This window comes from Nostoc sp., from assembly GCF_036917415.1.
GTDB lineage: Bacteria > Cyanobacteriota > Cyanobacteriia > Cyanobacteriales > Nostocaceae > Nostoc.
The window spans coordinates 43080-54244 of the sequence record NZ_JBALDJ010000051.1; the positions used below are offsets into that span (position 1 = coordinate 43080).

General features: G+C 41.9%; 11 protein-coding genes. 3 read left to right on the forward strand and 8 right to left on the reverse strand.

Annotated elements, in window-relative coordinates; genetic code table 11:
- Positions 1-9: 9 nt before the first annotated feature.
- From sufD to sufB, 3 genes are all read right to left on the reverse strand, one after another.
- On the reverse strand, positions 10-1383 hold the full coding sequence (gene sufD, locus V7K41_RS09675) for a Fe-S cluster assembly protein SufD (RefSeq protein WP_334847568.1): 1374 nt from the start codon (positions 1381-1383) through the stop codon (positions 10-12).
- Positions 1383-2171, reverse strand: a complete 789-nt coding sequence (gene sufC, locus V7K41_RS09680; protein WP_334847570.1) for a Fe-S cluster assembly ATPase SufC — start codon at positions 2169-2171, stop codon at positions 1383-1385. Before sufC ends, sufD begins: the two co-directional genes overlap by 1 nt.
- Positions 2172-2278: 107 nt before the next feature.
- Positions 2279-3718, reverse strand: a complete 1440-nt coding sequence (gene sufB / locus V7K41_RS09685) for a Fe-S cluster assembly protein SufB (protein WP_334847572.1) — start codon at positions 3716-3718, stop codon at positions 2279-2281.
- Positions 3719-3960: 242 nt separating this feature from the next.
- Here sufB and sufR point away from each other — a divergent pair, with 242 nt between their 5' ends.
- Positions 3961-4644 (forward strand): iron-sulfur cluster biosynthesis transcriptional regulator SufR, encoded by a 684-nt coding sequence (sufR, locus tag V7K41_RS09690; RefSeq protein ID WP_334847573.1) that lies wholly within the window; start codon positions 3961-3963, stop codon positions 4642-4644.
- A gap of 79 nt (positions 4645-4723) precedes the next feature.
- Positions 4724-4984, forward strand: a complete 261-nt coding sequence (locus tag V7K41_RS09695) for a hypothetical protein (protein ID WP_292867787.1) — start codon at positions 4724-4726, stop codon at positions 4982-4984.
- Positions 4985-5545: 561 nt separating this feature from the next.
- Here V7K41_RS09695 and V7K41_RS09700 read toward each other — a convergent pair.
- A complete protein-coding gene (locus tag V7K41_RS09700) occupies positions 5546-6178 on the reverse strand; it encodes a hypothetical protein (protein WP_334847575.1) in 633 nt (210 codons plus the stop codon).
- A gap of 315 nt (positions 6179-6493) precedes the next feature.
- A complete protein-coding gene (locus V7K41_RS09705; RefSeq protein WP_292867781.1) occupies positions 6494-6820 on the reverse strand; it encodes a YbjQ family protein in 327 nt (108 codons plus the stop codon).
- A 648-nt stretch (positions 6821-7468) separates the two neighbouring features.
- Between V7K41_RS09705 and V7K41_RS09710 the strand changes: the two genes are divergently transcribed.
- Positions 7469-8149: a tetratricopeptide repeat protein gene (locus tag V7K41_RS09710; RefSeq protein WP_334847577.1), complete on the forward strand. Its 681-nt coding sequence runs from the start codon at positions 7469-7471 to the stop codon at positions 8147-8149.
- A gap of 2 nt (positions 8150-8151) precedes the next feature.
- Here V7K41_RS09710 and V7K41_RS09715 read toward each other — a convergent pair whose 3' ends face one another.
- The 3 genes from V7K41_RS09715 to V7K41_RS09725 all read right to left on the reverse strand — a co-directional run.
- Positions 8152-9054, reverse strand: coding sequence for an ABC transporter ATP-binding protein (locus V7K41_RS09715; RefSeq protein ID WP_334847579.1), 903 nt, complete (start codon positions 9052-9054; stop codon positions 8152-8154).
- Between the two features lie 200 nt (positions 9055-9254).
- Positions 9255-10622 (reverse strand): hypothetical protein, encoded by a 1368-nt coding sequence (locus V7K41_RS09720; protein WP_334847581.1) that lies wholly within the window; start codon positions 10620-10622, stop codon positions 9255-9257.
- Between the two features lie 344 nt (positions 10623-10966).
- The coding region (locus V7K41_RS09725; protein ID WP_334847582.1) for a hypothetical protein at positions 10967-11165 on the reverse strand (199 nt) is incomplete at its 5' end.

Below are 11165 nucleotides of genomic sequence, written 5' to 3' on the forward strand. Positions count from 1 at the left end.
CATTAGTCATTAGTCATTAGTCAGAGACTTAAGATTATTGACTGTACTTAACAGGATTTCTCGTAGAGAAGGAACTGGTATTTGGTTGATGATTTCAGCGGCGAAGGCGTTAATTAACAACTTTCGGGCATCGTTTTCATCAATTCCTCGACTTTGCAGATAGAATATTTCATCATCTTCCAATTGGCTAACCGTAGCACCGTGGGCGCATTTGACATTATCCGCCGTAATTTCCAATTGGGGTTTGGTATCAACTCTGGCTTTGGATGATAGCAGCAAGTTGCGATTCAACTGGGCTGCATTTGTCAACTGCGCTGGTTTGGGTACAAAAACTTTACCATTGAACACCGCATGAGCGCGATCGCCTACAATACATTTATGCAATTGGTCACTTGTACCGTGGGGATAGTTGAGTGCGATCGCACTGTGAGTATCAGACAACTGCTTCCCAGTAATCACCGTCAAACCATTGAGAGTAGTTTCTGTCTGCTCACCAGTTTGCAAAATTTCTAAATTGTGCCGCGACAACTTAGCACCTAAAGTTATGGCATGACAAGTATATCGACTATCACGAGCTTGTGCGATCGCAGTTTTTCCAATATGAAAAGCCTCTGCACCTTCTCGCTCAATCCTAGTGTGGCTCACCTCAGCATTGTCAGCAACCCAAACTTCCGTAACCGCATTAGTTAAGTAAACTCCTTTCTCTGTGCTCTCTGCGCCTCTGCGGTTCGTATACTCCTCAACCAAACTCACCTGCGAACCACTTTCCGCCACTACCAAACAACGCGGCTGCGAAATCATCCCCGTCTCACCCGCAACCGAAATAAACACCAAATGAATTGGTGTCTCAACCACCACATTCTTCTTCACCCACACCACAGCTGCATCAGTTATCCCAGCCGTATTGAGAGCAGTAAAAACTTCCTGCGCTCCCTCAGCTTGAGCTAAATACTGCCGTACACCTTCCTGCTCAACCGCAGACAAACCAGCCAAATTACTCACCACAATTCCAGATGGTAAATCTGTAACTGCGGATAACTCCGGCGCAAAAACGCCATTAACAAATACCAAACGACTATTAGCCGCTTCTGGCAAAATATCAAATTCTAGAGATGCAAAATTTCCCGTCTCTAGATTAAATTGCACCTTTCGCAAAGACGACAAATCAGTAAATCGCCATTCTTCCTCGCGGGTAGTTGGGATAATCGAGTGACGTACCCAATTAGCAGCACTTTGGCGTAATTCCTGCAACCAACCTTCTGTTTTCGTTGCCGTTACTTGATTTAACAACCCAGTCAGATAATCATCTCTATCTAACAGAGTCGATGTCAAACTGACTGCATTTGAGTTAGGAATAGGACTAGGAGATACTTGAATACTCATTACACACCCACCCCCGCAGCAAATTCTGCCAGCACCCAGTCATAACCGCGAGACTCTAATTCTAATGCCAGTTCCTTACCGCCACTCGTAATAATCTGCCCCTGTGCCATCACATGCACAAAATCAGGCACAATATAATCAAGTAATCGTTGATAGTGAGTAATCAAAATTGTCGAATTTTCTGGACTTGCCAGTTGATTTACCCCATTCGCCACAATTCTAAGAGCGTCAATATCTAAACCCGAATCAGTCTCATCCAAAATTCCCAACTTTGGTTCCAGCAACGCCATTTGCAGGATTTCATTCCGCTTTTTCTCACCACCAGAAAACCCTTCATTCAAACTCCGACTGAGAAAACTGGAATTCATCTTCACTACATCCAGCTTTTCCTCAATCAAATCGTCAAAATCAAAAGCGTCAATTTCCTCTAAACCTTGCGCCTTCCGACGGGAATTGTACGCCACCCGCAAGAAATCCAAATTGCTCACACCGGGAATTTCTAACGGATACTGAAACGCCAAAAACACACCACTTCTAGCCCGTTCCTCCGGCTCCAACTCCAACAAATTTTGCCCCTGGAAAATCACCTCACCACCAGTCACCTCATACGCCGGATGCCCAGCCAAAACCTTAGAAAAAGTACTCTTACCAGAACCATTCGGCCCCATAATCGCATGAATCTCACCCGATCGCACCTCAAGATTCACACCCTTAAGAATCGGTGTTCCATCAACATTAGCCGTCAGATTCCGTACTGACAGCACAACTTCACTATTTTCAATAATCATCTTCTCTCCCTTCTCTTTCTCTGCGCTCTCTGCGCCTCTGCGGTTCGTTATTCTTCCTAAAGATAAACACAGAACGCGGATGTCTCTGTGTTTATCCTTGCTTCCATTTATCCAACACTGCCTTCCAACTTCAAACTCAACAACTTATCAGCTTCCACAGCAAACTCCATCGGTAGCTGATTAAAAACATCCTTACAGAAGCCGCTAACCATCATCGAAATCGCATCTTCTGCTGAAATACCCCGTTGAGCAAAGTAGAACAGTTGATCTTCCCCAATCTTAGAAGTAGAAGCTTCGTGCTCCACCTTTCCAGTATTATTTTGCACCTGGATATAAGGGAAAGTATTAGCATGGGCATTATCCCCAATCAGCATCGAGTCGCACTGAGAATAATTTCTCGCCCCAATCGCAGTCGGATTGACTTTCACCAAACCCCGATAGCTATTACTAGAATTACCTGCGGAGATTCCTTTAGAAATAATTGTACTGCGGGTATTCTTACCTACGTGAATCATCTTTGTACCCGTATCAGCTTGCTGCATATTATTTGTCAGCGCCACCGAGTAAAACTCACCCACAGAGTTATCACCCACCAACACACAGCTAGGATATTTCCAAGTAATTGCCGAACCTGTTTCTACTTGAGTCCAGGAAATCTTAGAATTTACGCCCTGACACAAACCGCGTTTGGTAACAAAGTTGTAAATACCGCCTTTACCGTTAGCATCTCCAGCGTACCAGTTTTGCACAGTGGAATATTTAATTTCCGCGTTGTCGAGAGCGACGAGTTCCACAACGGCGGCGTGTAACTGGTTGCTGTCATACATCGGTGCAGTGCAACCTTCCAGGTAAGAAACATAACTACCTTCTTCAGCGACAATCAAAGTCCGCTCAAATTGTCCTGTGTCACCAGAGTTGATGCGGAAGTAGGTAGACAGTTCCATTGGGCATTTCACACCTTTAGGAATATAGACAAAAGAACCATCGCTAAATACGGCGGCGTTCAATGCGGCAAAATAATTGTCAGCTATAGGAACAACGCTACCCAGGTATTTTTTAATTAATTCTGGGTGTTCTTGCAACGCTTCGGAAATTGAGCAGAAAATAACGCCATCTTCCGCTAGCTTTTCTTTAAATGTAGTAGCGACAGAGACGCTATCGAAAATCGCATCGACAGCAACGTTTGCCAGTCGCTTCTGTTCAGATAGGGAAATGCCTAATTTCTCGAAGGTTTCTAAAAGGGTTGGATCGACTTCATCCAAGCTGTTTAGTTTTTCTTTCTTGCGTTTTGGCGCTGAGTAATAAATGATATCCTGATAATTAATTGGCGGATACTTGACATTGGGCCAAGTTGGTTCGGTCATTTTTTGCCACTGGCGATAAGCCCGGAGGCGAAAGTCCAGCATGAACTGCGGCTCATTTTTTTTAGAGGAGATCAAGCGAACAACGTCCTCGTCTAGTCCACGCTCAATTGTGTCGGCTTCAATATCGGTGACAAAGCCGTACTTGTAGGGTTGGTTGACTAAGGTTTTGACAGTGGCACTCATCAGTAATAATCTCTCGTGTTCAGAACTCTTTGAGGATGGGAGACGGACTTTTCTTTAGCCGACTCCATATCACGTTACGGAATGGTTACACGGCTGCTAGAATAGTGGTGGAGACTAAAACAACAGCTATGTTGTTTAATCTATCTTCATTTTACGCTAAATTAACAACAACAATGTTGTCAAAGTCAAATTTTCAAAGAAATTTTTGGGACGTTCGCTGAACGTCTTGCACCAACGATAAGATGGCGACTACTCACCAGTCCTCAACCAAGCAAGATATCCTAGAATATCTGCACAAACACGAAAAAGCAACGGCTTTAGAGCTAGCTGAAGTTTTAGACGTTACCCCGCAAGCGATTCGTCGCCATCTCAAAGATTTGGAGACGGAGGAGCTAGTTTTGTATTCTACATCAGTGCAGGCGGCGGGGATGGGGCGTCCGCAGCACCTTTATCAGCTGAGTCGTCAGGGACGCGATCGCTTGCACCGCACAATGAGCGATCGCTTTGGTGATGGCCACGGAAATTTTGCGGTTTCGTTGCTAGACACCTTAGCCGAAACGGTAGGACACGATCAATTTAAATCGATTTTACAAAAACAGTGGCAGCGCAAAGCCTTAGAATATCGCGATCGCGTGGGTAACGGTTCGCTGCAAGAACGTGTAGCCAACTTAGTAGAGTTGAGAAAAGCAGAAGGCTTCATGGCAGAGTGTCACCCTGTTGATGTGGGTGACTCCTTTGAGAGCGATCGCTTTATCTTAATGGAGCATAATTGCGCCATTTCCAACGTTGCCGAGTCTTTCCCCAGCATCTGTGGTCACGAATTAGAAATGTTTGCAGCCGTCTTACCTGATTGTACCGTAGAACGCACCCACTGGATTATTGATGGTCAACATCGTTGTGGGTATTTAGTACAAATTCGTCATTAGTTATTTGTCATTAGTCCTTTTTTAATAACTAATGCCCAATACCCAACTAACTTTGAGATAGTATTTTCTTTTTTTATTTATGGACGTACCACCACAGCAACCATCAGCACAATTTTTAACTCTAGAAGAATCAGCAAAAGTAGATGCTGCCTTGTTGTCTTCCCCAGAAAAGTTTTTAACAAGATTGACAATTTCATCACTGAAGCTTTTGAAGCATATTGCCCAAGAATACGGTGTTGATATTGAAGATTTGACAGCACAGCAAGTAATTGCTTGGTTTGAAAAAGATGGCAAAATTCGACGCGAGCAGGGAATTGAAGGTTCATATCTAAAATGGTAATCTGCGGTAGTAATATCATGTCCGGGTAAAGACTTATCATTTAGACCGCAGTTCTTGCTGGGAGCAGGGGGCAGGGAGCAGGGGGCAGGGAGCAGGGGGCAGGGGGAAAGAGGCTTTTGGTTTGCACAAATGCGGTAATCATAAGTGATTAACCAGACTTGATATAAAATTTTCGTTGCATTTACTTAGAAAAAATCACCATAAAAATATCGCGCTTTTAAAAAACAGAAATGTTTCTTAGAAGCGCGATATTCACAGATAAGATATGTTGACAATTTTGCCTAAACTCCAATATTGGAACGAATTTTTGAGTCCTCGGTTTTGGAGCTCACTTAGTTGCAAACTGCTGTAAAACCCTTCCTTTGGAATGAAGTTGCGATCGCAACAGAAAGCATAGTATTAATTGTCGGTTGATGACCCTGATGCACTAGGACAAACATTTTGACAACAGCAGAATTAATTGGGCGCTACAAACGCCAACCTTAAATAATAAACAAAAAACACCTTGAAAAAGGTGCTTTTATTTAAAAATAAATAACATTTGATTTTTCAAACAATTATTTAAGCATTGTAAGTGTTAGTTCGAGGACTACGAGCGCCAGTTACGGCTCCAATCATTGAAGCTATTAAACCCAACAAAGAACCAAACACAAACCACCACAATCCCGAACGTAAATTAGCTGCTGCATCACGAGCTTGTTGGGCACTTATGTTTGCTTGTGGTACATTAACACCACCTTGCTGTTGTACCTGGTTTATGACTTCCCCTGCGTTAGAAGCAGCAACACCAAAAGCACCAGATACTCCACTTGCTAAAAGCCATGAGCTAACTGCCAAAGTAGTTGCCCAAAGAATTGCGCCGTTAAGAAGAGCTGTATTGCGGTTCATCGGGCCACAAGCACGGGCTGTAACCCAACCACCAGTAAACAGGGAAATTAGTAAAGCGATAGTTGACCAAAGCCCCGCACTACCCGCAGCGTTAGGGGCAAGTGTTCTAGGTGCACCTGAACCTGCAACTGTGCCTGCCGCAACCGCAGCAATGATAGAACTCAAAATTAATTGTGTAGCCAAAGAAACCAACAAACCAGCAATAATTGGCCCCCAGCGAACGCGATCGTGGTATTCAGCTACTCGACCTGCAACCACAGTATCAGTAGATATAACGTCATTGCCTGTCCGATTTACGTATGACATCGCTTATGTTCTCCAGTGCTGTTCCAGCTAAGTTCTTGTTCGGGTATATTCATCTTTATGCTTCAAATTAAATAACTAAATGTTCTGTTTTAATCTCTATCAATAGAAAGATTTAATAGGTCTATCTTTAGCTAGAAAAAGCAAATCTATTTTAACAATTTTTAATATAATTTAGTCTTTATTTATGTATTATTTTATAAATTTTCCATATAAAAATTCTTAATTTAAAATACAACTATTAGCTAGCTTTCAGAAAGTAGCTTTAACTATGCATGCAATTAGGTAATGATTGTCAAAAGTAAAAATCATCAAAAACTAACGCATCCTCACAGCAGTGCCTGTGGCAGTAATCAGCAAAAGCACTCCTGACTGGTCAATATTTATTGTGCCAGTATCAATTTCAATCCCAATTACAGCATTTGCTCCTAAACGTTGTGCGCGTTGTTCTAATTCTTCTAGTGCTTTGCGTTGACCCTGCTCAAATAGACGCTCATAGCTAGCAGTGCGTCCACCGATAATATCTCGAATACCAGCCAAAAAATCCCGCAAGAAATTGCTACCGTAGACTACTTCTGCTGTCACAATGCCTAAATAGGACTCAATCACGGCTCCTTGAATTACATCAGTGGTAGTTATAATCATAAATTAACCTCCTATATGGGATATATCTTGATATTTATTAAAGTATTTATCAAAATACTTTAATAATTGTAACTATTATTACAGAAGACAGGTTTGAAAACATCCTCTCACACAATTTTAGATTGCGCTTTGGGTTTTAGTATTGTCCTAAACAGATTAATGGAGCATTTTCCAGTTTAGATTTATCTTACCTTTGAATAAGCAAAAAAGGATGTAAATGCCTGGATGATAACTTCTCAAAGGGTAGTATCAAGGATTAAAAATATCAGAAAACTTGGATACAGAGTCAGCAAATTCTTAAATAAAATAAAAATAGGAATAAATGTCAAAGGCTATAAGCTTGCTGTATCAGAATCTAAGATTAAGTTAGATCCCTGTTGAGTTTTTCTGAATAACACGTATAACTACTGATAAAAAAATGTGTCGTTTTGCTATAGTACTGGTTTATATGTAGGGTATCTTCACCTGCTCCTTGATCGCTGACACTTCATTCTTCAGTAAAAACTCTGTTATGTAGTGCTAAATGTAAACGAAAGGAGAATGAACTATTAACATCTTAATCAATACGAAGAAATACAGTTTTCAAAAGTCCATATTTTTGTTTTAATGTACAAGAAAAAAGTCCTCTAAAATTTCAGGAAATTTACTGTGTACAAGCCGACATCATTCGTGTTTAGTGTGGTGTTACTAGGATGTTTTACTTTCACCATACCTTCAGTAGCTCAGGCTCAGGTATTAGTGGCGCAAGCCAAAAACCCAGAGTTAAAGCAATTACTGGAGGAAGGACGGAGGTTAGTGAATGGCGGTGATTATGGTGGTGCGATCGCTGTTTATCAGCAAGCAGCTAGTATAGATCCCAAGAATGCTAAAATTCATTCAGGTATTGGGTATTTATACGCTCAACAGGGAAATTACCAGGCAGCATTAACAGCTTATCGTCGGGCGATCGCTATCAACCCTAACAATAGTGATTTTTACTACGCTGTGGGTTACATCAAAGCCAATTTGGGCGACACACGTGGGGCAAAGGAAGGTTATCGTCGTGCTATACAGCTGAACCGTAACAACGTCAACGCCTATTTAGGATTGGCTGTGACGCAATCGCGTATGGGAGACTATAATGCTGCTACCTGGGCATACCAACAAGCAATCGACTTGGATAAAAACAACGCCCAGACTTATGAGTTGATGGGTTCGATGTATAAACAGCGACGACAAGCCAAACAAGCAAACAGCTTGCTTCAGAAAGCCCGTGACTTGTACAAGCGGCGCAATGACTCAGATGGCGTAGAAAGGGTAGAAGCTATGCTGCGGCAGTTAGGAGGATGAGGTTAATCTAACTGGCGTCCCGTTAATTCCACAAAAATATCTTCCAGATTAGAGGGACGCACCATCATTCCGGTTTTATCGGGCTGTTCATTCAAGTAGATATTTGCTGCTTCTAAGGATGGGAAAAATAGATATTCCCAATTACGAACGCTATCACTTCCCACATTAGACGCACCTAATTGTTTCATCACCAAACCTTCACCGTGAGCAGAATGCAGTTGTTGTAAAGTTCCCAAAGAAATCAGCTTCCCGCCATCCATAATACCGATTCGTCCTGGCTTGGTAGAACCAAAGGCATCGCACAAAAATTCGACCTCATCCATATAATGGGTCGTCAGTAGCATCGTCATCCCTTGTTTATTTAAATCCCGAATAATTTCCCAGAGGCGTCGCCTGGTCTGGGGGTCTAGTCCTACCGTTGGTTCATCCAAAAACAAAATTTGCGGTTGATGCAATAAAGCTCTCGCAATCTGCAACCGTCGTTTCATACCCCCAGACAGGGTTTTTACCAAATCATCACGTTTTTCTGCTAGCTCAACATACTCTAGCCATTGATTTATCAATTTTTGTCGCTGCGGGTTACTAATGTGATGTAGTCTCCCGTGCAGTTCCATATTTTCCCAGACGGTTAAATCGTTATCCACACTGACTTGTTGTAAGACTACACCAATACTCTGTTTTGCCAACGTTGCTTGGCTAATAACATCATATCCACCGACTTCTATCCGTCCTTGGGACGGTTTCGTGAGTGTAGTCAGCATCCGAATTGTGGTTGATTTACCCGCACCATTTGGGCCAAGTAGAGCAAATATCTCTCCCGCTTCAATTTGGAATGACAGGTCATTGACTACGGGTACATTGTTGTAAAACTTGTAGACATTTTCTAAAAAGACAGCAGCAGTCACGTCGCTTCGCTCCGAATTAAAAATTAAAAATTAACAAGCTCATAAATAAATTTAGTTGCTCTGTATCATGAGTCTGTTTCGGTCATGGATAAATTTGCTCCTAATAAAGACTATCATTTTCGCTAATGACTACTAGTAAGTCAACCTGGTAGAGAAGCAGAAAATGCGATCGCAATCAGCTTAGAAGGATTGAATTTACCTTAACAGTGTTGTTGTTTTTTGAACAGTGACAACAGCAAACACACCATTCCCATTACTACCAACGACACTGAAGAAGCAGGTTCTGGGACAGGTTGAGGGTTTTGCACAGGCTGATAATTGATCAAATTTCCTTGAATTGGGCTGAGTGATGCCAAAAGTTGCTCAATATCCTTAGATATATTAGTGTCATTACCAACACTTTTAGAAGAGATGAGGCGGTTAAAGGTTTGGCTACTTGATACATCAAAATCTCCTGTAAACCCAAGAAAATTTTGACCTATTTTACCTATAAGAGAGTCAATCAGATTATTAACATCAGTCTTGATCCCTTGTGGGGATAACTTTAAACTGCTGATATTGTTGATGTTTCCAATCGTTGTGTTATCAGTCTTTGTTAACCAATTGCCATTACCAATAATTTCATTTCCATTGGTAAAAACCCAGTTACCATTACCAATAATTGTGTTATCAGTGCCGAAGTCCCAATTGCCGTTGCCAATGGTTGCGTTGTCACTGCCGAAGTGCCAATTTCCATTACCTAGTGTTGCATTATTACTGCCGTTGTCCCAATCCCAGTTGCCATTACCAAGGGTTGTGTTACTCTTTCCAAATAGCCAGTTGCCATTACCGATAGTTGCGTTGTCATTATTAAAGTTCCAGTTACCATTACCAATGGTTGCACTGTTACTGCCATTATCCGAGTTAAAATTACCAATAGTTGCGTTATTACTACCAGAGTCCTTGTTACCATTCCCAACCGGTGCATTGCTCTGATTAAAGGTTTGGCTACCTGAATTAGATGTATTGCCAGTGTTACTAAAGGGTATATTGTTACCAAGGACTTCTTTCAACGGATCGAAAGGCGATTGTTGAAGCAGACTTCCAGCACCTGCGATCGCATTACTGTTACCTGCAAATGGATTGGTAGCCCCACCTGCGATCGCATTACTGTTACCTACAAACGGATTGGTAGCCCCACCTGCGATCGCATTACTGTTACCTGCAAAGGGGTTGGTAGCCCCACCTGGAATGGGATAACCACTGCCTGCAAACGGGTTACTACCTCCTGCTAATGTGTTGTCAATACCCTTGAAATAGTTATCACCCAGAACTAACTTTAATCGCTCAAAGATTAATTTCTGAAGCCCACTGCCACCATCACCTGCAAACGGGTTAATACCGCCACCTGGAATCGGATTGCTACCGTTACCTAATAACAGATTGCTACCACCCGTCAACAGGCTGTCCTTAGCAGCAGACAAACTATCATTGGCAGCAAAGGAATTACCGCTATATAGGTTGCTAGCGCCACCTGCATTTAAGTGATTAACTCCACCATTAATGGGATTGACAGCAGACGCTTCCATTGGCACTAATTCTCCTATTTATTAGTTAAAAAATTATTGGGTTTTCAGTACCTGTTATACCAATTATGAATTTGCTTAACCCAAAATTTCTCTACAAAAAAGGCTTTAATTATCTGACTGTCAAACTAACAGAAGATATTGCTTAAAGCCTTACCTGTAAATAGTTACAGGACGTAAAATAGCAAACTAGTACAATAAGGCAGAAGGCACATCACCGATAATACACGCTTTTCAGTTTTATCGAATAATATGTTTATTTGCACCAAGCTGTACTAGCATACTATGTACTGAATAACTTATCATTGTTCCCTTGTATTTATCTGCTGATTTTCGCAAATATTGTATTAAGCGAAGGAGTTTTGTCCACCAGTAGGAAATGGTGAGGTTTGCCCATCAGTAGGAAATGGTGAGGTTTGTCCATCAGTAGGAAATGACGAAGTTTGTCCACCAGTAGGAAATGACGAAGTTTGTCCACCAGTAGGAAATGACGAAGTTTGTCCACCAGTAGGAAATGACGAAGTTTGTCCACCAGTAGGAAATGAC

What these genes read in the sequence shown, in the direction of transcription:
- sufD (WP_334847568.1), bottom strand. Translation starts at nt 1,383, where the DNA reads ATGAGTATTCAAGTATCTCCTAGTCCTATTCCTAACTCAAATGCAGTC.
- sufC (WP_334847570.1), bottom strand. Translation starts at nt 2,171, where the DNA reads ATGATTATTGAAAATAGTGAAGTTGTGCTGTCAGTACGGAATCTGACG.
- sufB (WP_334847572.1), bottom strand. Translation starts at nt 3,718, where the DNA reads ATGAGTGCCACTGTCAAAACCTTAGTCAACCAACCCTACAAGTACGGC.
- sufR (WP_334847573.1), top strand. Translation starts at nt 3,961, where the DNA reads ATGGCGACTACTCACCAGTCCTCAACCAAGCAAGATATCCTAGAATAT.
- V7K41_RS09695 (WP_292867787.1), top strand. Translation starts at nt 4,724, where the DNA reads ATGGACGTACCACCACAGCAACCATCAGCACAATTTTTAACTCTAGAA.
- V7K41_RS09700 (WP_334847575.1), bottom strand. Translation starts at nt 6,178, where the DNA reads ATGTCATACGTAAATCGGACAGGCAATGACGTTATATCTACTGATACT.
- V7K41_RS09705 (WP_292867781.1), bottom strand. Translation starts at nt 6,820, where the DNA reads ATGATTATAACTACCACTGATGTAATTCAAGGAGCCGTGATTGAGTCC.
- V7K41_RS09720 (WP_334847581.1), bottom strand. Translation starts at nt 10,622, where the DNA reads ATGGAAGCGTCTGCTGTCAATCCCATTAATGGTGGAGTTAATCACTTA.